Annotated in this window: 23 protein-coding genes and 1 tRNA gene; 11 read left to right on the forward strand and 13 right to left on the reverse strand. The window is 60.9% G+C overall.

The genetic code is table 11. The features are described 5' to 3' along the window. Window positions 1–47: 47 nt before the first annotated feature. The gene (locus KBX19_RS03490; protein ID WP_154878608.1) at window positions 48–1070 is read left to right on the forward strand and encodes a DUF418 domain-containing protein; all 1023 of its coding nucleotides are present in this window, start codon (window positions 48–50) and stop codon (window positions 1068–1070) included. 24 nt (window positions 1071–1094) lie between these two features. Here the strand turns inward: KBX19_RS03490 and KBX19_RS03495 are convergent, their stop codons facing one another. Continuing rightward, complete coding sequence (locus tag KBX19_RS03495) at window positions 1095–1466, reverse strand: hypothetical protein (protein WP_255997446.1); 372 nt, start codon at window positions 1464–1466, stop codon at window positions 1095–1097. A gap of 96 nt (window positions 1467–1562) precedes the next feature. Here KBX19_RS03495 and KBX19_RS03500 point away from each other — a divergent pair, with 96 nt between their 5' ends. Continuing rightward, window positions 1563–2003, forward strand: coding sequence for a hypothetical protein (locus tag KBX19_RS03500; protein WP_196823692.1), 441 nt, complete (start codon window positions 1563–1565; stop codon window positions 2001–2003). Beyond that, complete coding sequence (locus tag KBX19_RS03505) at window positions 2004–2276, forward strand: CPBP family intramembrane glutamic endopeptidase (RefSeq protein ID WP_255997448.1); 273 nt, start codon at window positions 2004–2006, stop codon at window positions 2274–2276. Window positions 2277–3070: 794 nt separating this feature from the next. On the opposite strand, the gene KBX19_RS03510 is transcribed toward KBX19_RS03505, so the two are convergent. Together KBX19_RS03510 and KBX19_RS03515 are read right to left on the reverse strand one after the other, a co-directional pair. Further along, window positions 3071–3637: a hypothetical protein gene (locus tag KBX19_RS03510; protein ID WP_255997449.1), complete on the reverse strand. Its 567-nt coding sequence runs from the start codon at window positions 3635–3637 to the stop codon at window positions 3071–3073. A 64-nt stretch (window positions 3638–3701) separates the two neighbouring features. Further along, window positions 3702–4013 carry a hypothetical protein gene (locus KBX19_RS03515; RefSeq protein WP_255997450.1) on the reverse strand — a complete coding sequence of 104 codons (312 nt, stop codon included), beginning with the start codon at window positions 4011–4013 and terminating at the stop codon, window positions 3702–3704. Between the two features lie 373 nt (window positions 4014–4386). On the opposite strand from KBX19_RS03515, the gene KBX19_RS03520 reads away from it, so the two are divergent. Then, window positions 4387–6516: a site-specific DNA-methyltransferase gene (locus KBX19_RS03520; RefSeq protein WP_255997452.1), complete on the forward strand. Its 2130-nt coding sequence runs from the start codon at window positions 4387–4389 to the stop codon at window positions 6514–6516. A gap of 2 nt (window positions 6517–6518) precedes the next feature. Beyond that, window positions 6519–9113, forward strand: coding sequence for a DEAD/DEAH box helicase (locus KBX19_RS03525; RefSeq protein WP_255997453.1), 2595 nt, complete (start codon window positions 6519–6521; stop codon window positions 9111–9113). Between the two features lie 43 nt (window positions 9114–9156). Here the strand turns inward: KBX19_RS03525 and KBX19_RS03530 are convergent, their stop codons facing one another. From KBX19_RS03530 to KBX19_RS03540, 3 genes are all read right to left on the reverse strand, one after another. After that, window positions 9157–9516 carry a VOC family protein gene (locus KBX19_RS03530; RefSeq protein WP_070595330.1) on the reverse strand — a complete coding sequence of 120 codons (360 nt, stop codon included), beginning with the start codon at window positions 9514–9516 and terminating at the stop codon, window positions 9157–9159. 300 nt (window positions 9517–9816) lie between these two features. Next, window positions 9817–10017, reverse strand: a complete 201-nt coding sequence (locus tag KBX19_RS03535) for a helix-turn-helix transcriptional regulator (RefSeq protein WP_255997455.1) — start codon at window positions 10015–10017, stop codon at window positions 9817–9819. 132 nt (window positions 10018–10149) lie between these two features. Further along, entirely contained in the window at window positions 10150–10488 is a 339-nt protein-coding gene (locus tag KBX19_RS03540) for a helix-turn-helix transcriptional regulator (RefSeq protein ID WP_255997457.1), read from the reverse strand. Window positions 10489–10574: 86 nt separating this feature from the next. Between KBX19_RS03540 and KBX19_RS03545 the strand changes: the two genes are divergently transcribed. The 3 genes from KBX19_RS03545 to KBX19_RS03555 all read left to right on the forward strand — a co-directional run bounded on the left by KBX19_RS03545 (window position 10575) and on the right by KBX19_RS03555 (window position 14939). After that, window positions 10575–11699, forward strand: a complete 1125-nt coding sequence (locus KBX19_RS03545; RefSeq protein ID WP_255997458.1) for a hypothetical protein — start codon at window positions 10575–10577, stop codon at window positions 11697–11699. Window positions 11700–11893: 194 nt separating this feature from the next. Further along, entirely contained in the window at window positions 11894–12871 is a 978-nt protein-coding gene (locus KBX19_RS03550; RefSeq protein ID WP_255997460.1) for a site-specific integrase, read from the forward strand. A gap of 100 nt (window positions 12872–12971) precedes the next feature. Continuing rightward, complete coding sequence (locus KBX19_RS03555) at window positions 12972–14939, forward strand: hypothetical protein (protein ID WP_255997462.1); 1968 nt, start codon at window positions 12972–12974, stop codon at window positions 14937–14939. A gap of 241 nt (window positions 14940–15180) precedes the next feature. Here the strand turns inward: KBX19_RS03555 and KBX19_RS03560 are convergent. Continuing rightward, window positions 15181–15257 (reverse strand) — tRNA-Leu (locus KBX19_RS03560). A gap of 71 nt (window positions 15258–15328) precedes the next feature. Beyond that, window positions 15329–15868 (reverse strand): hypothetical protein, encoded by a 540-nt coding sequence (locus KBX19_RS03565; RefSeq protein WP_255997463.1) that lies wholly within the window; start codon window positions 15866–15868, stop codon window positions 15329–15331. A gap of 248 nt (window positions 15869–16116) precedes the next feature. Between KBX19_RS03565 and polA the strand changes: the two genes are divergently transcribed. Beyond that, the gene (gene polA / locus KBX19_RS03570) at window positions 16117–18735 is read left to right on the forward strand and encodes a DNA polymerase I (RefSeq protein WP_370686993.1); all 2619 of its coding nucleotides are present in this window, start codon (window positions 16117–16119) and stop codon (window positions 18733–18735) included. Between the two features lie 74 nt (window positions 18736–18809). Here polA and KBX19_RS03575 read toward each other — a convergent pair whose 3' ends face one another. Then, entirely contained in the window at window positions 18810–20141 is a 1332-nt protein-coding gene (locus tag KBX19_RS03575; RefSeq protein ID WP_255997467.1) for a hypothetical protein, read from the reverse strand. Window positions 20142–20499: 358 nt separating this feature from the next. On the opposite strand from KBX19_RS03575, the gene rpsA reads away from it, so the two are divergent. Together rpsA and KBX19_RS11360 are read left to right on the forward strand one after the other, a co-directional pair. After that, window positions 20500–21975 (forward strand): 30S ribosomal protein S1, encoded by a 1476-nt coding sequence (gene rpsA / locus KBX19_RS03580; protein WP_255995216.1) that lies wholly within the window; start codon window positions 20500–20502, stop codon window positions 21973–21975. A 107-nt stretch (window positions 21976–22082) separates the two neighbouring features. Continuing rightward, window positions 22083–22604 carry an HNH endonuclease signature motif containing protein gene (locus KBX19_RS11360; RefSeq protein ID WP_255997469.1) on the forward strand — a complete coding sequence of 174 codons (522 nt, stop codon included), beginning with the start codon at window positions 22083–22085 and terminating at the stop codon, window positions 22602–22604. Here KBX19_RS11360 and KBX19_RS03590 read toward each other — a convergent pair. The 4 genes from KBX19_RS03590 to KBX19_RS03605 all read right to left on the reverse strand — a co-directional run bounded on the left by KBX19_RS03590 (window position 22601) and on the right by KBX19_RS03605 (window position 26681). Continuing rightward, the gene (locus KBX19_RS03590; RefSeq protein ID WP_255997471.1) at window positions 22601–23725 is read right to left on the reverse strand and encodes a trimeric intracellular cation channel family protein; all 1125 of its coding nucleotides are present in this window, start codon (window positions 23723–23725) and stop codon (window positions 22601–22603) included. The genes KBX19_RS11360 and KBX19_RS03590 overlap by 4 nt on opposite strands. Before the next feature lie 83 nt (window positions 23726–23808). Then, complete coding sequence (locus KBX19_RS03595) at window positions 23809–24162, reverse strand: DUF4259 domain-containing protein (protein WP_255994855.1); 354 nt, start codon at window positions 24160–24162, stop codon at window positions 23809–23811. Between the two features lie 76 nt (window positions 24163–24238). Continuing rightward, on the reverse strand, window positions 24239–24832 hold the full coding sequence (gene coaE, locus KBX19_RS03600) for a dephospho-CoA kinase (RefSeq protein ID WP_005290316.1): 594 nt from the start codon (window positions 24830–24832) through the stop codon (window positions 24239–24241). A gap of 55 nt (window positions 24833–24887) precedes the next feature. Further along, window positions 24888–26681 carry a choline/carnitine O-acyltransferase gene (locus KBX19_RS03605; RefSeq protein ID WP_255997473.1) on the reverse strand — a complete coding sequence of 598 codons (1794 nt, stop codon included), beginning with the start codon at window positions 26679–26681 and terminating at the stop codon, window positions 24888–24890. Window positions 26682–26691: the final 10 nt, after the last annotated feature.

Consider the following 26691-nt stretch of genomic DNA (forward strand, 5'->3'; position numbering starts at 1 on the left):
CCCGCACACAAAGAATCGGACACCCTCAAGAAAGGACCACGCAGCTTATGCCTCCGTTGACTATCACCACCGCCACGCCTGCACAGGAACGACTGCTCTCACTCGATGTCATCCGTGGCATCGCTTTGTGTGGCATCGCCTTTGTCAACATCACCCAATTGTGGATGATGTTTCCCGCATCAACGCAAGACTCCATCGCGTGGACATTGCGCAACCTCCTCGCGCATGAGCGCTTCTTCCCGGTATTCACCTTCCTCTTCGGCATCGGGTTCGCAATGATCGTGCGTTCTGCACGGCGTAGGCAGCGCCGCGAGTGGGTCGTGCTGCTGCGCCGACTCATCCCACTGCTCATCCTTGGATTCCTGCACGCGCTGGTGCACCCGGGCGAGGCACTGATGCACTACGCATTCTCTAGCTTGATCTTCCTGCTGCCGCTGACATTCCTCCCCGAGACGAGAAGGCGACCAATCGCGACAGTGCTCGGTGTCATACTCACACTCATCGGCGTCTACTTCGGCGGGACGCTGCTCATTCCGGGGCTGCTGCTGCTCGGGTTCGCAGCCGCCGAATGGGGCCTTCCGCAACGCTTGGATATCAACCCCCGGCCCGCCGCGCTCGCACTCCTGCTGTTGGTACCCCTGACCTTGGTCACCGGGTTCCTCCAATACCAGGATCGTGCTCGCGCAGGGTTCACCCCGCTTTCTTCTGTCGCGGGTTTCATTCTCGCTGCGACATGGGTAGCGCTCGTACTGGTAATGCTTCGAACCCCGCTGCGTGACGCACTCGCAGCCGTATTCGCGCCCCTTGGCCGCATGGCGCTGACGAACTACATCGGCGCGACCTTCATCATCCTCGCCGCTCGGCCGCTGCTGGGCATTCCTCCAGCGCAGGACAACGCGAGCGACGCCGACTTTGTCACGGCCTGGCTGGTCGTGATCGTGATGCTCATTGCGCAAGCGGTGATCAGCACCGTCTGGTTGCGGGCATTCGGGCAGGGCCCTTTAGAAAAGGCCTGGCGCTGGTTGACGTGGGACGCGTTCGGCTCGCGCAGCGGAGCACACGCCGCGTAGCGCCCGTGCTGCCACGCGGCGTGTTTAGTTGGATTCGGGTTCGGGGTCTGGCGTGAACATCTCCCAAGCGAAATCGGGTTCGCTTGGGCGCTCAGACCCCTGCGGATACGTTCCGTGCACAAGGTAGAGCTCACGGTAGTGTCTGCCGGTATCCATCTTTTGAGACACAGGAAGCAACGTCGCTGCCATGCGGCCGTTCGCATGCTGCTGCTCCCAGCTGATCGCCTCTACGACATCCTTGGCGCCAATGAGCTTGAAACCCTCACGGATGTGCACGTCTTCCCAGTCCGCATCGCTGGCCCAAAAGAACACGTAATAGGTCGGCTGGAGAAGATGGGTGTCCCCGGCGCTATGCGGTGTCATCCAATTGCCGTCGTTGATGGGAAATACCTTCACAGAGCTACAGTGTGACACAGGGCCTGTTGATGCGGCGCAGCCAAAGCGCGGTGTTCTTGGAGCTGTCTTTGAGTCCAGCCAAGTATCTGCAGTGGAATGACTGGCAATATCGGAAGCAGCCCAGGAGGTTCGACTAGGATCATTGACAGCACTGGGCAAAACATTCAACTGCGAGACGCACTCATCGGTCTCTTGTTGACGGCTGCGTTGGTCGCTGTCCCGCTCGGAGTGCTGCTTGCATTGCGTGAATTGGGTGTTGGAGACAACCGACTTCTGGCCCTATTTCCTGTCGCTGTTGGATTGAGCATTGCACTCGCGACAGCGGCGCTCGTTCTGTATATGAAGCGTCGAGGGATTGCGCTGGGATTTCATCCTCTGCGCGGCGACGGTAGGCATCTGATGTGGGAAGTGCCGTGCATCATGTTGCTCGCATCCATTGGCGCTGGCTTCTTCGGATCTTTACTCGGGTTGGACAATGAGACTTCAAATCCGCCACTCGAGGACGGCCTGGGCATACTCCTCGCGCTTGCGACCTAGGTGCTTCTCGGCCCCTTCTTCGAAGAGCTCGTCTTCAGGCGCCTGCTCATGGGCTATTTCGACACCGTAGAGCCCGCAGTCCTGAGTGTGCTGCTGAGCTCCTTGACTTTCGGTCTTGCTCACGTCTTCCCATCGGTGATCCTCTACGCGACACTGTTCGGCTTGGGCTGCGCACTGGTGACAAGACGCCACAAATCCCTGTGGGCTGGGCTGATTTTGCACCTTGTCAACAACTTGTTCCTGCTCCTGGTCGCGCTCATGGCTTTGCAGTGATCGTGTGACGACATTCTGCGTTTTTCTCGCGTTAATCGGCGTGTTCGCAGCTGCAGTAGCAGTACCTGGGCCCGATGTCGCGCAGATCGGAATGGATTGTGGTCATCCTCTCGCCCTCGTGGCCGTAGGCTTTGTGATGTCAGCCGGGTTTGCGCTGTCGGTGGATGACTTTTCTCGATTGCTGGCCCGGTATGGTCACTTCGTTGACATGGGTACCGGCTCGATCTTCATCGGGTTAGCCCTTTGGATGCTTGGGAAAGGCGCAGTCAACGCGGCCTCACCTCGCGAGTGCGCGGGTCCCGGATCCTGGTCCGGAAGTTCACTGCCTCAGCTGCTTAGTCTCGCGATCAGGGAAAATAACGAAGTCTCGACCCACCACCGACAGCGATGTTTCGAGACAACGGGGGTTTCGGAAAACTCCGTGACCACTACCAATGCGGCCTAGTTCCAGACTTAGTTCCACGACTTTCTCTGTTTAGTTCCAAATTCATCCTAGCCTGCACCCGAAAGTAGCCCCCACGCAGCGGAAACCGAAACGGCTACTGCTTCATGTCTCCGGCCGGCTGACACACGGTTTCAACCCAGATTTGCCAACCGAGACAGTCCTGGCGCCATGACTGGCTGTCTGTCTGTCGCCGCGCACCCCGCAGCGGCTCTCGTGTCGTGTGGCGGTTTGAGTGGCCTCTGCCCGTTCGGAGTCAATGGATAGACGCTGTCGCACGACTACCTCGAACGCGAAACCCGCCCGGCCAAGGTGCTTGCCTCAGGCCAGGCGGGTTGAGAAGTAGGGTCTGCTAGACGGTATGGAACGTGCGGGTGGTTTTGGTGAGGACGGCATTCAACCCCTCGCCTCGCAGCCGGAGCACAATGTGCTTGCCCGTCTCATACGACTTAGCGCGGCCAAGCAGCTCAGTGCCGGTAGGGTCCCAGATTTCCCAAGTGTCTTCGGTGAACAGCGTGTCCTTCTTGACTCGCGCGATGTCCTCGGAAGGCGCGTCTGGCGCGAGCAGCTCTTCCAAATCAAACTGCCGAGAAGGCACAAGGTTGAGACGCTCGTGCTTCGTCAGCCGCTTCGGGTCAGCGTCGGCTTCGAAGGTGAGCAAGCCCGTGTGGCGGTCGGTACAGCGGACAAGCGTCGCGAGGAACTCATGCGCCTTCTCGGTGTCGACGCTGTAGTGCTCGCCGTCGGCGCCGAGTACCCGCACGGTACTTTCGTGCCGGCCGAGAAAGCGGGTCAGCGTAGCAAGCTCGGAGCGGTCGAAGTGCAGGTCTTGGGTGAGCAAAACGGTGGTCGGACGGGTGGTCTTAACAGTGTTTGCGCAACGGGTGGTGGCCGACATGCGCGGTGTGTGGTGAGACATGGGAAGTAGCCTGCCTACCTCGTTGCTGAAGTCGCTAGGCCAGGGGCAAGAAATACAGACGAAGTTAGGACGTCTCACGCAGCCGCGGGTCTTCGTCGGACTCAATGCGTTCCCAACGGACGAGGTACACCGCTGCTTTCTCCTTGCGTGCCATGCGTTCACCGACCTCGCCTAACGCGGCTGAGACGGACCAGTGAACCGACAAGAGGTTGAAGTCCTCGTCACGCACCTCGACTCGGTCAACGTGGTACGGGTACGTGTCGGAAACCTCACGTACCTTGCGCGAATAGAAGTTTGCCGGCGCTGCTTCTGCTGCCCATGTGGAGTCGGGCAGAGTGTCTTCGAGTTCAAAGTCGGGTTCGTAGTCGTTTTCCATGTTTCGGCATTATGTCGCCCACACGGCCATACCGTTAGGACGGGGGTTTCAGGTTCAGACGAAATGACGTCACCTCAGTACAGGTCGCGCGCTGCCGTTCACCTGCGCAAACCAGTGTTTTAGCCCCGATTAGAGGCCTAGTCGCGCGCTACACGAAAACCGCCTCGCGCTGGGACTGAGGGGGACGTACGCGCCACCCGGGCCCCAGGACTACGGAAAGGAAATTCGGCCCGCTTCCTGCCTTCCACCACCCGACCACATTTTCTTTCGCCCACCCCGAAGACTCTGCCAGGCTGGTGAAAAAGGTACTCCGTCACTCGGCTCGTATTCCGAAACGGTTCGATACGCTTATTCCAGCAAGAGAGAGGACCCCATGTCACGCTTAACTGACCTGCTTCAGCAGGCCCGCGGCTTTGACCCGAAATTCGCTGCCGAACTCGAACGCGAGATTCGCCATTCGCAGAACAAGCGCTCCTTCGGCCTCGTTTTTGAGCGCCATCTGCCGGACGCTGTTGAATTACCTACCAGGCCGGTGCGTCGTGGGGACACGGTCTACATTTTGCCGCCGAGAGGTTCGAAAGAGTCCGGCGACAAGACTCTTTGGACCGTTGCCAAGATTGACCGTAAGGCTGAAGGTGGCGCCAAGGCTGTCGTTGTCGAAACGAAGCCCGCCAAGGACACCGAACCGGAACTTCGAGACGGGGTTCTTGTCGAAGACCTTGTCGTGGTGGCCCAGCACGATGACGTTATCTACCCCGGTCTTGTGCAGACGGGCGAAGTTGTTAACTCGGAAGACCCTGAGGCGCCGTTTCACACGGTCATTAACTCCGAGAACCTGCACGCCCTGAACCTTCTGACCTATACACATAGGCACAAGGTGGACTGCATTTACATTGACCCGCCGTACAACACGGGCGCTAAGGACTGGAAGTACAACAACGACTACGTTGACGGCGAGGACGCCTACCGCCACTCAAAGTGGTTGTCGTTCATGGAGAAGAGGCTGGAGCTGGCGCGGGAACTGCTAAACCCGGAGGACTCGGTGCTCATTGTCACCATTGACGAGAAAGAGTACCTGCGACTCGGGTTGCTTTTGGAGCAGACGTTCCCGGGGGCGCGGATTCAGATGGTGAGCGTGAATATCAGTCCTCGCGGTACAAGTAGAAAGAATGAGTTCTCTCGCATAAATGAGTTTATGTTCTGCGCCATGTTGGGCAATGCAGCCCCGGCTTCTCTTTCTGACAAGAACGTGGAGGCTCCGGCACGATGGCAGAACCTCCGAAGAGATGAAGATTCGAGCATGCGGTCCGCGGGCCGCCCTGGGCAGTATTACCCCATTTTCATTGATGAAGCCTCAGGACGTATCAGCCGAGTCGGTAACGCCCTCTCATCAAATGAACTACCAGAGCAACGGCCGGGGGAAGTGGCCGTTCTTCCCGTGCGCAAAGACGGAACCGAAATGGTGTGGGGTGTTCGACCGGAAACCCTGCGAAAGTTAGTCGATGATGGATTCGTAAGGGTAAGTGCCGCAACAAACGACCATCAGCCTTTTCACATATCGTATCTCCGCGGCGTTTACAAGAACGTTGAAAGCGGCCGCTTTAAGGTCGCTGGAGAAAATCCGGATGGAACCAAACAGGTTCTCGCGGTCGGAGGCCGTGCGACCGCACCCAGGACAGTATGGGACAAAACGAGTCACGACGCTGGTGCCTACGGGACAAATCTCATCAAGAACCTTTTGGGAAGTAAACGGTTTGACTTCCCCAAGTCTCTTTACGCTGTAGAAGACTCGTTACTTTCGTTTCTGGCCGACAAGCCCAACGCCACGGTCCTCGATTTCTTCTCCGGTTCGGGAACGACGGCCCACGCCGTCATGCGACTCAACAAGCAGGACGGTGGCCGGCGCCGCTCCATCTCGGTGACGAACAACGAGGTGAGTTTCGAAGAGTCCAAGAAACTCACTAAGGACGGCTTCCGACCTGGCGACCCCGAGTGGGAACGCCTCGGTATCTGCGACTACGTGACCAAGCCACGCATCGAGTCGGCCATCACCGGCAGAACTCCGGAGGGTGACCCAATCAAGGGCGACTACAAGTTCACCGACGAGTTTCCTATGGCCGACGGGTTTGAGGCCAACGCTCGCTTTTTCACGTTGACCTATGAGCCTCCAACAATGGTCCGTCACGGGCTGGCCTACAAGCGGGTTGCGCCGCTTTTGTGGCTCCGTGCAGGCCAGTTCGGTCGGGTTATCGAGTCCATTCCAGACAAGGGTTGGGACGTGGCCGAAAGCCACGGCGTTATCGAGAACGTCGCGGCCGTCGAAGCGTTTGCCGACGCGATACGCGAAGCGGGAACAGTGACCACGGTGTATGTGGTCACCGATGACGCGCTGACCTTCCAGTCGGCGGTGGCAAAACTGTCCGACTTTGACGTGGAGTTTGTGCAGTTGTACTCGACGTATCTGACGAACTTCGCTTTCACCCAGTCCGGAGGAGGAATCTAACCATGAAGTACACACTCAAGCCGTACCAAGAGACCGCCTCCGAGCAGATTCTTTCCCGCCTAGACGAGGCCAACGACGCGCGCTCGATTGGCAAGCAGGCCTCGTTTGCACTCTCGGCTCCGACGGGCGCCGGTAAGACCGTCATTGCCACCGACGTGTTCGAGCGGCTCCTGCTGCCCAGCGACGACCGCGAGCCCGACGAGAACGCTGTGATTCTCTGGTTCTCGGACAACCCGGACTTGAACCGTCAGTCGCGACACCGTATCGAGGGGGCGTCGAGCCTGCTGGCTTCTCGCACCGTCGAGATTGACAACTCGTTTATCCGCTCAGAGTTTGAGGCTGGAAAGATTTACTTCCTCAACACCCAGAAGTTGTCGAAGGGAAGCCTGCTTACAGGTGGCAGGAAGAAGACGAGCGCAGATGACTTCGAACTCTTCGCGGCCGCCCCCGACGGCGCCCAGGTGACTATCTGGGACACGCTGCGAAACACGCTCAACTCGCCTGACCACAACGTCTACTTCGTGGTCGACGAGGCGCACCGCGGCTCTGGCAAGCAGAACGACCGCGAGACAATTCTCCACCGGCTTATTGCAGGCCACACGCCGGAAGCTGCAAGTGAGCCTGTGCCGCCGATGCCCGTAGTCATGGGCATCTCGGCAACCCCTGGCAAGTTCAAGACGATGATGAACACCATGCCAGGCTCACGCCTTGTGCTCGAAGATGTCGAGGTTCCGACCGAAGACGTGCAAGAGTCGGGTTTGCTCAAGGACATTGTCGAGCTCCAAATTCCTGGCGAGGAAGGCGCTGCTTTCGAGAACGTCTTTGTCAAGCAGGCCGCGGAGTTGTTGTCTGAGTCCACCCGCAGGTGGGCGAAGTACCACGCGGAACAGGGCGGTGACGGTAAGCGAGTCGTGCCGCTCATGGTCGTGCAAATGCAGGACCTTGCCACCGGTGAGGACATTTACAAGGTCATTCAGGCACTCAGGGACGGCTGGCCTGAACTTCCCTACGACTGCTTTGCGCACGTCTTCGGTGAGCACGCGCCTATTACCGCCGGCGACACTGTTGTCCCGTACGTTGAACCCCAGTCAGTTGAAGACCGCGAGTGGATTCGCGTGCTCTTCGCTAAAACGGCTATCTCCACAGGCTGGGACTGCCCGCGCGCCGAGGTCATGGTTTCCTACAGGCCGGCCAACGACGAGGACTATATCACGCAGGTTATTGGGCGCATGGTGCGCTCGCCGCTTGCACGCCGTATTCCGGGCGACGACCTGCTCAATTCAGTGCTTTGCTTGCTGCCGAAGTTCAACCGCTCTGCGGCTGAGCAAGTAGTGCAGGGTATCAACACCCCAGATGTTGACGGTGGCGAGAAGACTCCTGTTCGCACCGTCGTGGAGACGGAAACCCTGTACCCCGTCGACAACCCAGACCTGTGGGAACTCTTCACTCAATTGCCGACGGAAGTAGCGCCGAAGCGCTCAGACAAGCCGATTTCCCGCCTCCTCAACGTCGGCATCGAACTGGAAGCCGACGGCCTACTACCGGGCGGCCAGGAGAAGGCAGAGCGGGAACTGGTCTCGCTCGTCAACGGCCTACTCGCACGCTTTGCCGACAAAGTCGAGGAGAATAAGCAGGACATTCTTCGGGTGGAAACGAGCCGTCTCGCGTTCCGCTACTCGGACCGTGGCCTCGCTTCGGAAGAAAAGGTGGAACTCGTAGCCGACGACCGGGTTATCACCGACGCGTTCGAGCGTGCCACGCCAGTCTTCACTCGTGCGCTGGCGAACTTGTGGGTCAATGACTACCTCGTGCGAGGGCTTGAGCGCGGTGGGGAAGATGAAGACTTGGTTATCGAGGCTCACCTGACGCTCGCAGCGCTGGCGAAAGTAGACGACGTCAAAGAAACGCTGTGGCGCGACGCTGACCTCACGGCGAAGCGGTGGCTGGACGAGCACCGCGCTGAAATTGCGGCGCTTCCAGACAGCCGCGACGCGACCTACACCATGCTTCGCGAAATGGCCGAGGAGCCGAGTTTCGTTTTCCTCACGAAGCCGAAGAACCGCTGCGTGGCACCCGGAACGTGGAATAAGGACACGAAAGCCATTGACAAGTTCGAACGCTACGAGGGACGCGTGCTTGTCGGTGAAGACGGCAAGGCGCCGGCCAACCTCAACGACTGGGAAGACAGGGTTGTCACCACTGAAATGGACCGTAACGGAGCGGTTGCCTGGTACCGCAACCCGTCTCGCCCTGGCCCCGACGCGCTCACCGCGGTCTACTACGACGAGGCAACCGGCCGCTGGCGCTCGGTGCAGCCGGACTTCGTGTTCTTCCTCCGCGACGGCGAAGGTAGTATGCGCGCCTCCATTGTGGACCCGCACGGTGCGTACCTCGGTGACGCTTTAGGCAAACTGCGCGGCCTTGCCCGCTACGCCGAGCAGTACGGGGACCGTTTCGTGCGTATCGAGTCGGTCTCCGGTGCGGACACCGAGTCGCTGAAGGTGCTCGACTTGAAGTCCGAAGCGGTTCGCGCGGCGGTGGCCGAGGCGGTAAGCGCGGAGGCCGTGTACGAGAAGCACGGGTACGACTACAAGTAACGGTCTTCTCGTGGACCTCTAGGCGCACCTGGCTTATGAATGATTAGTCGATTGGCGCGACCCGAACGCGATTCCCGTCAGGGTCAGCAACGACGAAAGTCGTGCCAAATACGTCCTCGTGCGGCTCTTCGATGATGCGAACACCCTTCGCCACCCAGGCGTCGTAAGTTTCCTGCACCTGCTCTGCCGTGACATTCAGACAAACTTCCGAAGTACGTACTGGTTCGCCCACCAGAGTTGATGACTCTCCAGTCCACAAGGCCAGGGCAACACCTTCCGCTAACCCGAAAGTGACGTAACGCGGTGTTTCAAAAGTCGTTTCGATTTCGAGCAAAGCCCTGTAGAAGTCAACCGATTTCTGGATGTCGCTGACGTAGACGATGAAAACCAGTTCGCGGTTCATTTTCTTCCTCCAAACTCAAGATTGTTCTGTTCACGTTACCTGGGACATCGGTGGACCCATAGGAATCTGGGTTTCGGGAATCAATACATGCCACCAGTACCACAATCCGTACTGAGGAAGACGGACTGAGCAGCGCAAGTGCATTCATGGCTACACAAAACTTATGTACGGCGTACCGGATTATTTCGTCTCACCGTTTCGAGACGACTTGTCGTCTCATTACGGCGTAGTGAATTACCCCCACTATTTTCTGCTGGTGTTTGCCTCTTCCCGCGACACGGTGGAGGTATGCAAAACGAACTACGTATTTCCGCGGGTGGTCTTTACCCCCGGCCAAAGACGCACACCGAGTCCGACTTCGAGCCTGGCCACGGTCTCCAGCGACGGCCAAGTGTTGCCATTGAGGATGTCCGAGATAGTCGAGGCGGCGACGCCGGACTGCTCCGCGACCCCTTTGACGCTTCGGTAGCGGTTCCGCTCTCGCCGGAGGTTAATCACCATGGCCTGAATCATCGCGTGCTCAGGCGCGCTCACGTCCAGGCTGTCGGGCCAGCCCGGATACAATTTCGCTGGGCTACCTGGCTTCGGTCTCACCATGCCTTAACCGTAGCGCCGGGGACGTCGAACACGCTGCTAGGGGTAGGAATAGCCGCCTTTCGACCGAAGGTGCGGCTTCCGCGAGACCTGGTGCGGCCAGAGACTCGTTTCGAGCATCGCCTCGGCCGCCGCGACGGTGTGAAGTGCCGGCCACCGCTCGCCGGAAATCCAGCGACGAAGGACTGTCTCTCCAATGCCGGCCCGCTCAGCGAAGTCTTTCTGCGACGCTGCCCACCCCCGTTCGATATACCGCTCAATCTCGCGGACGAGCGACTCACGCATGCTCATTGCCTTGGCGTAGACGGGCGGCAGCGCCTCAGTCTCGACATCGGGCCACTCGGGGTAGGCCTCGCGCGGCGGCGGGTAGGTGGACATGGTCTTCACCGTACCGGCGGCCGAGGCGGTCTCCGCAGCGGTGGCCGTTGCGGGGGTACTGCACTGTCTCGTAAGGGGGTCGGCTCATGTCGCTAACCCCGCAAGAACGCGAGTACGTCGAGCGCAGGGTGAGTGGTTACACGCCCCAGTTCGTCAGCGAGACCACTTGGGCAACGGTCGCGCCAGTAGTGAAAGAAATTGCTCTGGAGGCTTTCGAGGCCGGCGGCGCCGAGCACTTCCACCTTCGGCAGGACCGCCACAGCGAGGTCTCGAAGTATCTCAGAGCGCTCACCCATGTCGCCGCGTACTGCGACCGCGTCGGCCGGCCCGTGGACCGCGAGACGGTGCTCGACGTGGACATCTGCCGCATGGCGTTGGACGACCTAGCCGAGTCGCACCGGGGCACCTCGGTGATTCGGACGTACCTTAACAAGGTCGTGGTGACGCTCACCGGCACGTCGATAAGCCTTCTACCGCGCGAGCCGAAAGAGCAGGCGAAGCCGTACACAAGGAGCGACTTCGACTCGCTCCGCCATTGGGTGCAGTCGCAGTCCACAGTGACGAAGCGCGAACAGGCTCTCACCGTGCTCGCCCTCGGCCTCGGAGCAGGCATCTGCGACGGTATGGAAACAGTCCTCGCTGGTGACGTGAGTGTCCGCGACGGGGTGACGTGGGTAAATGTCAAGCGACTTCGCGGCGCAGGCTACGCCCCGGAAGTGCCCGTCGCTTCGGTCTTCGGGCCGGGACTCGCTGCGGTAGCCGAGTCGAAAGAGTCCGACGAGCGGCTACTGCCGTACGGGGACATCACTGACCTGGTCAAGAAGGAGCTTAACAAGGGACGCTCATTCAAAATCTCGCTGCGTCGACTCCGCGCAACGTGGGCGGTGGAGGTAATCCGCTCGGTGCCACGAGAGGTGGCGGTGGCCGCTATCGGAACGACGCACGTTGGTGATTTCGAGAGGGTGGCGAGAGTTGACCCGTCGCGTCCAGACACGGTGGAAGACCACGTTGGGTCATTGACCGACCCGTACAGCTCCTGGCCTGGCCTGATGTCGGGTGCTGGGACATTGAGTCACTGGGCTGAACTCGGCTCAAGAGCCGGTTTCGGAGGCCTGACAGTGGGCCACGACCTCGACAATTACCCCCGGACGGGTGAACGGAAAAGTACAGGAAATGCGCTCTTTACAGTCATCGAAGGGGGTGCAAAATGACCCAAAAGTCCACCACAAGTGCGGTAGCTGTGCTGATGGTGTCGCCAATAGGGGGTCAGTCGGGACGGCGCATGAGCCGTTTGTGGACCTTGACGACCAGTCGGTGTCGACCCAGGCTGGTGCTATCTCAACCCACCACGGAGATAGCCCACGCCACCACCACATACGGCGTGTGCGGACAAGGACAACTCGACATGCCCACCACCACACCGCATCAAGTCATTGCCGGTTACACCCCAACGGTCCTGCCGAAGCCCCGCTGGGACGCGGTACGAGACTTCGTCACGGAATCCGTTTCGGCTGCCGTGACGGATAACTGGAGCGCGGACAAAGTTCGTGCTGCCTTGCGCACCGTCGCCCGACTCGCGGACTACGTTTCGATGACAGGACGGGAAGTCTCGGTCGAGACCGTGTTTACCGAAGCCACAGTCAACGCTTACGTAGACCAGTCTGGGTACAGCACCCACGTCCAAGGCACGACCAGGTCATTGCTTCGCGTTGTCGGCCAGGCCGCTCACCGGCACTACGACACGCCGAGAGAAAGACCTCAGTACGGCACCGATAAGAAATCCGCGCCGTATTCGCCGGAAGAGGTGACGCGCCTTCGGCATTGGGCGGACGGCGAGGCGACCGTTCGGCGCCGTCAGCAAGCGAACCTGCTCCTGGCGTTGACCCTCGGCGCGGGTCTGCGCTCCGGAGAGGTCGCAACGCTTACCGCTGCGGATGTCGAGACGGATGACCTCGGGACGGTGGTGTGCCCGTCGGGCTACCGCGGGGCAAGCAAGCGTTTTGTACCCGTAGACCACGAATGGGCGCAGCCGATTCGAGAGGCCGTAGAGCGCTCGACAAGCGGCGAGGCTTGGCTGTTCCGCCCGGAACGAACGACCGAAGGTGCCGGCACTGTCGCCTTGTTCCTCAAAAGGTCGCACCGCCCGTCGCTGTCTGTGGATATGGCACGCGCCCGCACGACCTGGATTGTCACCCAAGTCCGCCGGGGCGTTCCGGAGTCGGCGGTGATTGAAGCCGCGGGCTTGAGCGACTTGCAGCACTACCGGCGTTTCTTGGTCAGCGAGGACCAAACCACGGCGCGAGAAGCAAGGTCGTTGTTGCACGGAGGTCCGACACGAGAGGCGGGACGGGCTTCCCTGACCGTGATTCGAGGCGGGGCGTAAGCGTCCCAGAACTAACCAAACACCAACCGTAAAACCCCTGGTGAACACCCAGGACGAGTTTTTCATTGCCAAAAACGCTCACGAGAGGAGGTGAACCACGATGTCCCAACACATTGACAGCGACTGGTACGAGCAGGTGCGTCAGCTCTTGGCGAAAGACGAGGCAGTCAAGCCGTCGAAAAAGCGGAAGAAGGCTTGGGACGAGGCGTTAGTTGCCCCGTCCGAGAAAGAACTTGAGCAGCGCGAGGAAAAGTCCACGGACCGCGACTGGCTGTATATCGAGCAGCGTCGCGAGGTCTACTCGACGGTCAAACTCGCCTGGGACATTGTGGAACGCTCCGGGGTCGTCGGCCTTGTGGAGCAATGGCGCATTGATGACGGGCTTATTACTAACCGGGGTGGGCGGCCAAGAAAAGTGAGCATCCACGCGGCATTGACGCTCTGGCTTCTGCTGGCTATCCAGCGCGAGGCGCAGCATTTTCAAGACATGGGCCGGAAAATTGCGTTCGGTCTCACTCCTGCCATCTGGGAACTGCTCAGCTTAACAGAAGAGAAGTTCGACCTAAAGAATAGAGGCCAGCGTCGCCAGATTCGCGAGCGATGGTCTGACCGCGTTTGGTACACAATCTGGGTAACCCGCGAGACTATGGAGCCCTACCCGGAGATTCGGCTGAAAGAGCGCTACACCGTAGGCGAGTGGCTCGACCTGGTCCCGGGCGGGGAACTCGATGTTGACGACGACGAGGAGACCGCGTCTTTCCGCGAGAAGCGCCGCGCCCGGGGGACGGAGTTCACGAACCGCCTCATCTGGGCCAGCGTTGAACTCATGGACCCCGAGGCGTTCGCCGAGTGGGACGGCACGGTCGCTGTGGACGGAACCTCGCTCCAAGTTGCGAAGCGGGGCAACCCGAGCAAGAAGAGGCTCAAGAACGGCTCCGTGCCAGAGAGCGCACTCATGGCCTCGACCCCCGTGGCCGGCTGGCACCACAAGGAGACTGGAGACCACGACGGCGAGAACCCGGAAATCAAAGGCGGTACGTTTGCTTGGGGTTTCGAAGCGACCCTCGCCGCGATGACCGGCGACGGGTTTGCGAAGCGGGGTGGCAATCCGGGGTTGATTATCGGCTTGGGCTTCCACCGTCCGGGTGTGAACCCTACGGAGAGGCTCTGGGAGGCACTCCAAAACGTCACCGAGAGGCCGGAATTGCCCCGCGGATTCATGCTCTTCGACCGACTCTACCCAGCGCAGAAGCCGGAAGGAATGCACATTCCGCTGCGAGAAGAGGGGTATGACCTCGTCTTCGACTACAAGGACAAAAACCGGGGTTACCAGACAACCCTGCCGTCCGGCGCGGTGGTCATTGACGGCGGACTCTACTCGCCGGGAATCCAGGCTTTTCCTGGTCTCATCGACCCGCACTCCGAGTACGAGGCGGGAAAAATCGACCACGAGACGTACATGGGCCGACTGGAGGGGCGGAAGAAGTTCGCGCTCGCCACGAAAGGAAAGAAGACCGAGCGTGGTGACCGTCGGTTCCGGTGTCCGGTCAAGGCTCCAGGGTCAGCCCTTGCTTGCCCGCTCGTAGCGCGAGGGGACGAGAAAAACACTGCAAAACAGAGGCTCGAACTGACCGTCAGGGACGTATCTGGCTTTTCTGCTGCACCACCTGCGATTTGCCGTCAGGCGTCTGTGACTATCAAGAACAGCGTCGAGGACGGTGCCCGGTGGCTCCAGCAGGGTCCCGCGTACGGTACGCCGGAGTGGCAAGCCGTCTACGGCCAGCGCAACATGATTGAGTCCCGCAACGACAAGTTGAAGAACTCGCGAGGCATTGGCATCGGCGATTCAACCGTGCGTCTGATGCGGGGCTGGGCTGGTCAACTGCTGGCGACTGCTATCTCCTGCGTAGCGGTCAACATTCTGCTTCTCGCGTCCGACTCAGCTTGGTTTGACGAGGACAGCACCGACAATGACCCAACACCGCGCGGCCGCAACGAACTTGACCGCAAAAGGAGCGACCGTGCCTTGGCCGGCACGTTCCCAAATGCGCCACCAGTCGCAGCGTAAAATCACAGGCCGCAAGCCGCCAGAAAAGAGTTCTGGAGGGCCGCGGCCTAGAAGTCGTGTTCGAATAATGAAAAACGCTCCGGAATTGACGAATCGGTGTCAGTTTTGGAGCGTTTTGGCATTGATGAGGGGAGAAAAGGCCACATAAAAGGACTCTTCGTCGCCAAGATAGGCGAAAAGGGGGTTCCGGAAAAAGTTTTCCGAACTCTTTCGAAAAGTTTTCCGAAACCCCCGAAAGTAGTGGTGCCCCAGGTGAGACTCGAACTCACACTGGACGGGTTTTGAATCCGTTGCCTCTGCCAATTGGGCTACTGGGGCGTGTTGAATAAGAATAGCGCAGCGTGTTTCACGGACGAAATGAGGTCTAGACCAGCAAGAAAGCTGCGCCTTTAGTCGGGGTCTTCGTCGATGTTGTTGACTGCGGAGACGAACGCCTCAGCGCCTTCCCGCTCGAGGGCATCAAGAGCTTCCTGGAGAAGGGTTTGACGGTGAGACCCGCGCAGCCTGTTGGCTTTGTTGATCACTTCCGGGGTGATGCGGTCAAGCCCGGGGTCTAAGAAGGAAAGGGGAATACTGCCGACCTCGTATGGCGCGTCAGGAGGAATCCTCTTGTGCAGGACGTACATCACTACGAAAATCAGCGCTGGAGCGATGAGAAAAACCCAAAGCATGAGAAGTGCGGGGTCTCGGGGCTCACTGAAGAGGTAACCGATCAGTCCCAGCAGCGCGAATGGGATGAGCATGCTCGCGAGACACCCGGCGCACCCTAACCAGATGTAGATCGTCCTGATCCGTTCGATCGTTGGGGTTGTTGGAGACGCTGTCGTTGTCACCACCATGGCCGAAGAATCGGGCGCTAGTTCGATCGAGATGCTTTTGTTCTTCGATGGCGACAAGTCCGGGTATGGCCATACGTTTCGCGTCTCCAAGCGTTGCTCCTTTCTCCGTCATGGGTGAAACGCGCGCATCGGGCCGGAAGTTCGAGCAAGTGGCAAAACTAGAAGACTGCTGGAGGAGATAAACCAAAGACGATGCTTTTGACCTGCAGGTTTACGTGAGCGGTATTCCGGAAACCGGCCAGTAGTATTCCGGGCGCGGGGAGGTGTCCGGGCACTCGGTAAAGTGGTGCCTTGTGACTGCGAACAAGAAACGCCTTTTGCTTATCGACGGCCACTCCATGGCCTTCCGCGCCTTCTACGCCTTGCCGGCCGAGAACTTCTCCACCTCCGGCGGGCAGAACACGAACGCGGTGTATGGCTTTCTGTCCATGTTCGCGAACATCCTCTCCGAGGAGCAGCCGACGCATGCTGCCGTCGCTTTCGATGTGGGGCGCAAGACCTTCCGCACGGAAAAATTCCCGGAGTACAAAGCTCAGCGCGAAGCCGCCCCGGAGGAATTCAAGGGGCAAGTGCCGATCATCCAGGATGTGCTGGGAAGCTTGGGCATCGTCACGTTGACAAAAGACAACTACGAGGCCGACGACATCTTGGCTACGCTGACGACGCAAGCGCAGGATGAATACGAGGTGGTCATTGTCACCGGCGACCGCGACTACATCCAGCTGGTCAACGACGACGTCACCGTTTTGTATCCGACCCGCGGTGTATCCACCCTGACCCGTTTCACCCCGGAGGAAGTGGAGAACAAATACGGTCTCACACCGGCCCAGTACCCGGATTTCGCGGCGTTGCGTGGCGACCCCTCGGACAACCTGCCTAACATCCCGGGCGTGGGGGAGAAGACCGCCACCAAGTGGATCGTGGAAAACGGGGACTTGGAGGCCCTTATCGCCAACGCCGACTCCATTAAGGGCAAAGCTGGCGATGCCTTTCGTGAGCGTATCGAGCAGGTCAAGCTCAACCGCGAACTGACCCAGATGGTCACCGATCTCGTACTGCCTGTCGGCCCGGATGATCTGGAGCTCAAACCGGCAGATGTCGGTGCAGTGGCGAAGGATTTCGATGATCTCGAGTTCGGCGTCAACCTCCGCGAGCGCGTTTTGGCAGCTGTGCCGACGGACGGCAGTGCGCCGAAGCCGGAGACCGTCCAGCTCACCGAGGTCACGGTGGAAGACGGCCCGCTCGATAAGTGGCTATCCGCGCGCGAAGGTCAGGGTCTCGCTGTGTTCGTCACGGGTCATGGGGCGCCGGCGGCGGGAGATGCTGTGGCGGTGGGAATCGTCGACAAGCAGCGGCACGCTGTGAGTAAGCAGCTAGCGGAATTAAGCCCGGGGGAGGAGTCCGCGTTGCAGACGTGGCTCGAGTCGGCCGCACCGAAGTACCTGCACAGCGCGAAGGAGACGTTCCACATGCTGCGCGGCCGCGGGATCACTTTGCGCGGCATTGCGCACGACACAGCGATTGCGGCGTACCTGCTGCGCCCTGGCCAGCGTACGTATGATCTCGGCGACGTGTACCAGCGTCACCTGCAACGCCAGCTCACTACGGGCAGCGACCAGCTGAGCCTGCTTGATGAGGACACAACGCTTGTGGACTCGGCCGCGGCGATCCTGGAGCTCGCGGAAAAGCTCACCGAGGACTTGCGCGCGATCAATTCTTACGAGCTCTACGCCGATCTCGAATTGCCGCTAGTGACCATCCTCGCTCAGATGGAGGACACCGGAATCGCCGTCGACATGGACGTCCTCGAAGAGCAGCTGAAAGAGATCGCGCAGAAAGTCACCGACGCCGAAGACACAGCACGTTCGCTTGTCGACGAACCCGACCTGAACCTCTCGTCCCCCAAGCAACTTTCCGTCGTCCTCTTCGACAAGCTCGAGCTGCCCAAGACGAAGAAGACCAAGACCGGCTATTCCACCGCCGCCAAGGAGATCGAGACGCTCGCCGCAAAGAACCCGCACCCGTTCTTGGATCAGCTACTCGCGCACCGCGAATGGCAGAAGCTCAAGTCCACCATTGAAGGCCTGATCAAGACCGTCCACGACGACGGCCGCATCCACACCACCTTCAACCAGACTGTCGCATCCACTGGGCGCCTCAGCTCCACCGAGCCGAATCTGCAGAACATCCCCGTGCGCACCGAGGCCGGCCGCCGCATCCGCTCCGCCTTCACCGTGGGTGACGGCTACGAATGCCTCCTCACTGCGGACTACTCCCAGATCGAGATGCGCGTCATGGCGCACCTGTCCGAAGATCCCGGCCTCATCGAGGCGTACAAGGAAGGAGAGGACCTGCACAACTTCGTCGGCTCCCGCGTCTTCGACGTGCCCATCGACGACGTCACCCCCGAGCTGCGCCGCCGCGTCAAAGCCATGAGCTACGGCCTCGTCTACGGCTTGAGCGCATATGGCCTGTCCAACCAGCTGGGTATCCCCGCCGGCGAAGCGAAGAAAATCATGGAGTCCTACTTCCAGCGCTTCGGCGGCGTGAAACGCTACCTCGACGAGGTTGTTGAACAAGCCCGCCGCGACGGCTACACATCCACCGTCTTCGGCCGCCGCCGCTACCTGCCGGAGCTCACCTCCGACAACCGTGTCGCGCGCGAAAACGCAGAACGCGCCGCCCTCAATGCTCCCATTCAGGGCACCGCGGCCGACATCATCAAGGTCGCCATGATCCGCGTCGACGCCGCGCTTAACGACGCCTCCCGCGACCAACCTTTCCAATCCCGCGTCCTCCTCCAAGTCCACGACGAACTCGTCGTCGAAATCGCCCCCGGCGAGCTCGAGCAGGTTCAAGCGATCGTCGAGGAGGAAATGGACCGCGCCATCACACTGCGCGTCCCGCTGGAAGTCTCCGCCGGAACCGGCACCAACTGGGACGAAGCAGCACATTAGCCCGGGGCCGGCGCTTGTTCCGCGCGGCACCCGGGCTAATAGGGAAGGCAGGGGGGAGGCCCCTCTAGATTTTCCTAGATCTTCGTGGAGCCGGAACCCGTGCTGGAATCGGCGGCCGCGTCAGAGCCCTCGCTGTCTGTACCGTCTGCACTGTCTGCGCCTTTGGTGTCTTCATCGTTTTCGTCCTCGACCTCGGACTGGAGGGCTTTCTGGAATTCTTCGTCATCAAGCATAGATTCCTCAGCCAGCTCGTCGAGCGACATGTCCGCGAACTCGCTGTCCGGGTCGAGATTCTCCTCGTCGGTCACCAGATGGACAGCGGCAGTGCGCAGCTCGCCCTCGCGGTCCAGGCGGTCGCGGTAACGGAAGTACTGGTAGACCAACACCGCGATCACGAACAGGCCCAAGTAACCCAGGATCGGGTACAGGTTGGCCACCAGTGGCTTGAAGCCGATGAACGACAGCACGAAGCCGACCAGGCAGGCGCCGACGTAAACCTTGTAGAAGTTGTCCGGGTTGTTGCGCGTCAGGCGCTTCGCCAGCGCGTAGATCATGCCCAGGCACGTGTTGAACACCATGAGGAAGATGACCCACGTCATGACCTGGCCGAGTGCTGGGTTGATGTTGAACAGCACGGTCAACAGCGGCAGATCGTCGCCGTTGATCTCCTTGGCCTCCATGAACAGCGTGACAACGAGCAGAGCCAGCATCGCCGCGTACAGGAAGCCCGCGACTATCCCGCCAATGCGGACCGACTTGTTGTCGAAGTTGTCGCCGCCGATCACAATCGCCATGGACACCGTGCACAGCGCGTTCAAGCCCGTATGGTTCAGCGCGCCCAGCCACCACGTGGGAGCGCCCGTCGCGCCCTCCACATTCTGCTGCGCCCATTCGCTTTGCGACGCAAAGTCCACGCTCGTATGCGTGAACGTCCAAATCGACGCGATTAGGACGAAAATGATGAGCAGCGGAGTGACGAGCCCCAGAACCATTGAGATCTTGTTCACATCCAGCCGGCCCACCAGCAGCATGATGACCAGCATGGCCACACCGCCGACATAGATCGGCCAACCGTATGCTTGCTCAAGGTTCGAACCGGCACCGGCGAACATCACGAAGCCCACACTGAACATGCAGGCGATCGCCGACCAGTCCATGATCTTCGATGAAAGCCCGTCCGAGACTTCGCCGAACACACGCGTGTGCTCGTTCGCCTGGAAATAGGAACCGAAAGCGAGGAAGGCCACCGCGGCAAAAGCCATGACCACACCGGCCAGGACAATGCCCCACATGCCCATCTCGCCGTACGAGACGAAGTACTGGAACGCCTCCATGCCGGAAGCGAAACCGGCGCCCACAACGACGCCGATGAAAGCGAAGCCGATACCGATACCGCGCTTCAACATAAAAACACCACCTATATGCCCTGCGGGCACTATCAAATTTGGTTGACTGTCTAAGGATAAAGAGATTGGTGTGAAAATGGTGAATTCGCGCCACAGATTTCTTCACCACTCGCCCGGAAAGTGACCTGCGACGCGCGAGATCAAAGTTTGCTCGAGCTGGGCAAATGAACTAATCTCGGCAAGGCGTATCTACGCTGCCCGCGTGGCCCCGGTCGTAATAGGAGGGCCGCCCACGGCGGGAGCGAGATCGAAATCCCAGCGTGACCGGCCTCTTTTGGGGCGTCGATAAGCTGCTTTTTCGAGAGATGCGCTCATGTCCAACCGCTATCTCCTATCCATATTCGGAGCAACATAACCTATGCCCACTTCTACTACCCCGCAGGTTGCCATTAACGACATTGGCAGCTCTGAGGAATTTCTTGCCGCAGTTGACGCCACCATCAAGTACTTCAACGATGGTGACATTGTCACCGGCACCGTGGTCAAGGTCGACCACGACGAGGTTCTCCTTGACATCGGTTACAAGACCGAAGGTGTCATTCTGACCCGTGAGCTCTCCATCAAGCACGACGTCGACCCGGATGAGGTCGTTCAGATCGGCGATGAGATCGACGCTCTGGTCCTGACCAAGGAGGACAAGGAAGGCCGTCTTCTTCTGTCCAAGAAGCGTGCACAGTACGAGCGCGCCTGGGGCACCATCGAGGAGCTGCAGAAGAACGACCAGCCTGTCACCGGTACCGTCATCGAGGTGGTCAAGGGTGGCCTGATTCTCGACATCGGTCTGCGCGGCTTCCTGCCCGCATCCCTCGTTGAAATGCGCCGCGTCCGCGACCTGGACCCCTACATCGGCCAGGAGCTCGAAGCGAAGATCATCGAGCTGGACAAGCACCGCAACAACGTCGTTCTGTCCCGCCGCGCTTACCTGGAGGAGACCCAGTCCGCGGTCCGCTCCGACTTCCTCCACCAGCTGGAGAAGGGCCAGGTCCGCAAGGGTGTCGTGTCCTCTATCGTCAACTTCGGCGCCTTCGTCGATCTCGGCGGTGTTGACGGCCTGGTCCACGTGTCCGAGCTGTCCTGGAAGCACATCGACCACCCGTCCGAGGTTGTCACCGTCGGCGACGAGGTCACTGTCGAGGTGCTCGACGTCGATCTCGACCGCGAGCGCGTCTCCCTGTCGCTGAAGGCGACCCAAGAAGATCCGTGGCGCGTCTTCGCCCGCACCCACGCTGTGGGCCAGATCGTTCCGGGCAAGGTCACCAAGCTCGTCCCGTTCGGCGCATTCGTCCGCGTCGAAGAGGGCATCGAGGGCCTGGTTCACATCTCCGAGCTGGCACAGCGCCACGTCGAGGTGCCGGATCAGGTCGTCGAGGTGGGCCAGGAGGTCATGGTCAAGGTCATCGACATCGACCTGGAACGCCGCCGCATCTCCCTGTCTCTCAAGCAGGCAGACGAGGACTACATCGAGGAGTTCGACCCGTCCCGCTACGGCATGGCCGACTCCTACGACGAGCAGGGCAACTACATCTTCCCGGAGGGCTTCGACCCGGAGACCAACGAGTGGATGGAAGGCTACGACGAGCAGCGTCAGGAGTGGGAGGCCCGCTACGCCGAGGCTGCCCGCCTGCACGAGGCTCACACTGCTCAGATCGAGCGCAACCGCGCCGCTGCAGCCGAGGCTGAGGAATCCGGCGAGGCAGCAGCTCCGTCCAACTACAGCTCCACCGGCGATGCTGCAGCTCCGGCAGCTCCGTCCGCTGGTGAGGCTGAGCAGGGTGGCTCGCTTGCTTCCGACGAGCAGCTCGCGGCTCTGCGCGAGAAGCTCGCAGGCAACTAACGCCTAGCATTTGTGGCCCGCACTCCGGTGCGGGCCTTTTTCTATGCTTATCGACGCCTTCCCCGCAACCCCTCCCTTGCGTCCCTGTGGATAAGTCTGGTTGTGGGGTGGGTTATCCACAGATTTTTGGTGGTTTTCTTATCGAGGGCCTGGGTCTATCTGGTGGCACCACCATGATCGGTGCGGAGTACTTGACCCACCACCACTCGAAAGACTTGGAGGTGGCGTTGTTTCATCCGCAGGCGGGTGCGGTGAACCTGTACAGCACCAAACGCTTCGCCAACACCAAGCAGCGGGATTTGGCGCGGGCGACGTTGACGACGTGTCCTATGCCGGATTGCCGGCATGCTGCGGATAATTGGGAGGTTCACCACATCACCCCGTGGGCGAGCGGCGGGCCCACCAATATGGACAACTTGGCGGTGTTGTGTAGGTATCACAACCGGACCAACGACGACGGCCCCCACCGGAACCATCGGGGTCGAATACGGATGCGCGGCGGAACACCGGTACCGAACACCACACACCAGTTTGGTGCGATGCACCTCCTGTTCGGGAAAATAGCGAAACAGCCGAAGAGCACACACCGGGGCGAAGCATGCCCTGCGGCCGAAGAGGCGCGCGCCTAGGCGTCCCGATTTTTGTATCGTTCCGCGAGGCGTTCGATGAGTTCATCGGTGAGCTTGGCGTCGGACAAAATGATGTCCAGCATGTCCGCATGCATTGCTTCGGTCTCGGCGGGGTCGGGTTCCGTCGTTTCCCCGTCGTAGGAGTCGCCGGCGAGGTCGACACCGATGCCCTCGAAGAGGTTCTCCTCTTCAGTGGGGGTCTCGACTCCAGCGGCGGCAAGTGTTTCCGCATCGATGGCGGGGAACTGGTTGGTGAATTCGGTGAGAAACTCGTCGGCGTCGCTGCGGGCCTCGGCTGGGTGCTTACCCTTGCGGATCTCCGCCTCGATGCGCCGCTGCAAGGCTTTCTCCATCTGGCGGTGGCGCCAGGCACGCACGCTTTTGGGCTCCAGTCCGCGGGCTACGGCGCGGGAGCGGTCTTCGGCCTTCCGGGCAAGCGACGCCACTTGCGTTGCTGTGGCAGTCACGGTGGCGTTTACCGGCGCGAAGTCCGGATCTTGGCTGACCCGCCAGTTGCCGTAGTAACCGAAGAGGAACAGCGTGAAACTCGCGACTGGTCCCAGCACCATCGATATGGCCAGGTAGCCGGTGGTGTTACCGATCAACACGATCACCGCGCAGGCCACCGCCGGAATCACGGCTGGCTGGTTCCCGCCGAACACGGCTGGCTCGCGACCGGTGACGACGTCGCGGATCATGCTGCCGCCAGTGGCGGTGAACACACCCATCATGATGGTGGGCAGAAGCGGTAGCCCGTACTGGATGGCCTTGGACGCACCGGTGGCGGCCCACAACGCAGAAACGAGGGCGTCGCCGTGCGACTGGAGGAACTCCCACGCACGGCCCTTGAAGTATGTGAACCGGGAGATCAGCGCTCCGGTGAACGCCAGGATCAGGTATTCAGGCTGGCTCATGGCGGCGACGGTGCCTTGGTTGATGAGGACGTCGCGAAGCATGCCGCCGCCCAGCGCCGAAAGCATGGCGATGAACAGAAACCCCACGATGTCATAACCGAGCTGGCGCGCAAGGGTGCCGCCGATGATCCCCATCAGGAGAACGCCGGAGACGTCCATCCATTGGTAGATAGAGCTGATGAGCGGGTCGACCTGGTCCACGGGCATACCTGGTGATTGTAGAGCTAGCCCCACTAAAAAGGCATGTCAGGTGCGCTGACGGCACCGGGGCATAGAACCCAACCTGGCAGTTACGCGACGTATTTCTTGGTCTCGGCGAGCCAGGTATCCAGTTCGCCGGCATTTTCCCACAGGTCGTAGAGCTCGGAGCTACCCGGCCGCAGGGCCTGGCTCGCGCGACGGCGAATCCAGCGGCGGTCGTCGAGGGTGAACGGGAAGCGAAGCGCGGGTGCGAGAGCTTCGGAGGGCACGTGCCCGTTCAGCACGGCGGCTAAAGCGATGACGGATTCAGCTTCGTCGGTGCCGAGCGGTCCGCGGCCGCAGTCGAAACGGAACTGGTCCATGCAGAAGGAGCCGTCAGCAAGCGCTGCGACGGCGTCCACTGCCGGGTCGTTGTCGAACGGCCCGATGTCCCACGTTCCCATGGCCGGTCACCTTAGGCAACGTAGGTGAATGGGACGTAGCGTGGCCTTGAACGTTGTTCGACTAATGGGCGAAACTTCAGGCCCTCAAGCGCGCGATCAGCTGGTCGACCTGCGGTTTAAGAGCGTCCAGGTCGCCGTTGTTGTCGATGAGGACGTCGGCGGCGGCGTTGCGGGTGGCGTCGTCAAGCTGCTGCGCGATGCGGGCGCGGGCGTCGGCTTCGTCGAGGCCGCGCGCCGTGACGAGCCGCCGCACGCGTTCCTCGGCGTCGACGTCGACGACGACAGTGAGGTCCATGTCGCGGTGCATGCCGAGGTCGACGAGCAACGGCATGTCGTACACGACGGCCGGTTCGCCGGCAGCTTCCGCCTCCGCGAACCGGCGCTCGGACTCCGTACGGATCGCCGGGTGGGTGATCGAGTTCAACTTTTCAGTTGCCCGCTTATCGACGAACGCCCTTCCTGCCAATGTCCCCCTATCCAGCGTCCCGTCCTCACGGATGATGTCCGCGCCGAATTCCGCCGCGACGCGGTCGAGGACGGGTGAGCCCGGTTCCATGATCTCCCGGGCGATCTGGTCGGCGTCGACCACCGCGAAGCCTTCCTCTTCGAGCATCTTCGCCACAGTGGATTTGCCGCTGCCGATTCCGCCGGTGAGTCCGATCTTTTTCATGTGCTTCCGCCTTCCCGTTGGCTGGCTTGTTAGATACTCGTTTAGTCGATGTCGCTTAGCGGATCTCGCCGCAGAAGTCCCAGAACATTGCCGCGGCTGCGACGAGATTCGCGCGGAATTTCGCAGGCTGCTCAGCGGTGCTGGTGTTCCAGGAGACGCAGAATTCGGCGTCGTTAGGAAGCGGGGTATACGAGATGCCGAAGCCTTCCGGCAGGGTCGGCGCGAAGCAGTAGCGCACGATCTGGTTAGCGCCGCCGATGGAGGTCGTGGACAGGAAATCGCGACGCGCGGCCGTGGCGGCGAGGTCGGTGAAGAAAACGTCGGAGTCGTCGATGCTGGCCATCATCTGGATGTGGCGGTCGAAGCCATTGCCGGACTTGCAGCGCTTCACCCACCCGCGGTGGGCATCAAGGGCGGAGGTGAGGTCGTGGGGGGTGGCGGTGCCGTCGATAAGCTTTTCTGCGAACAAGACCGCTTCAGGCGTGGCGGCGCGCAGGCACTCGGTGCGGCCGGCTCGGAATTCGCGCATATCGACGGCCTCATACACCGCGCGCACATGCCCGTACGTGAGCTGCTGGGCGATGTGCATGGTGATCTGTGCCGACGCGTCGCGGCTGATCTTGAACGGCAGCTCCGCCGGGATGGTGTGAGGGACCGTGATGATGTCCGCCGCCAGCTTCCCGGCAGCCTTCCGGACATCGTCCAGTTGCGCGGAAATCGTCTGCTGTGTCGCGTCGTCGAGGTCCCACGCGAGCTCTTCCGGTTCGGCGCTTGCGTCGGCCGTGTCGGCTGTGCCGGCGGGGTCGGTCAGCTCCGCATCCTGCATGCGGCTGATCGCGGTAACGAGGGTCGCGCCGTCCTGGCATGAGTGTTCGACATGCACGGCAGCCCAGTCGCTGTTCAGGCTGATTTGGTAGCTCAATGGCTTGTATACCCAGGCGCCGCGCGGGGCGAAGGTGGCCTCACGGATGCGCTCGGTGTCGCTTGTCGCGGGGGCATCGGCCACGGCGTCCTGGATGTCAATAGTGAACAGCATGTCGCTGAGGCGCTCGTAGGTGGCGCGGTTGCTGCCCTTGTCGAGGATCATCGGCAGAAGGTCGGCGAGAATGCCGGAGCCGAGCAGCGACGGGGCGTTGAAGTCCTGGGCGGCCTCGCCAGGTTGCGCCGCGAGTTCCAGCACCGTGGCGAGACCGTCGCGCAGGGCATCGGCGGACAGGGGAGCGCCTTCGGCGTTACTGACAGGTAGCGCGAAAAGTCGGCCGTCGACGAACACGCCGATCTCGCGGTCCGCGGCGCCGAGCTGTGTCGCGATGATCCCGTCTTCCCCCTCCTCCGGATGCCTGATACCGCCTGCGTAGACGAACCACTGGTTCATGGTGATGCGGTTGCCACGGGCATCGACATCCTCGGGCAGGGCGTCAGCTGCAGCGGCGAGGTGGACGGCAGCGGCACGGCGGATGAACTCGACGGCGCGGTCCAGTTCGGCAGAGATGGTGGCCGCAGAACCGGCTGCGGTAGGGCCACCGGACGCAGGGAAGGCGATCTGGAACCCCACATTTGACGCCAGGGTCAAGGGGGAGCGGGTGGAGAGGTAGGAGGAATACCATTCGTCGTTAAGCCAATTGGTGCCCGCTGCTTCGCGCTGGGCCGCGCGTTCCCGCAGCTGCGCGTCGAGGCGTGGACCGGCTCCCGTGCGGAAGCTTTCGACGACCTCCCGCGCATGCTCCAGTTCGCTGCCGTCGAGGACCGCTTCGAGGGCGTGGCTGTACGCGTCGAGCGTGCCGTCGAGCGGCGGGACGGGCAACGGCTTGAGGTCTGTCGTTGCGGGGTGGGAAGTGGGGTGTGCCACGGCGTTGTCC

The organism is Corynebacterium sp. CCUG 71335, assembly GCF_024454075.1.
GTDB lineage: Bacteria > Actinomycetota > Actinomycetes > Mycobacteriales > Mycobacteriaceae > Corynebacterium > Corynebacterium genitalium.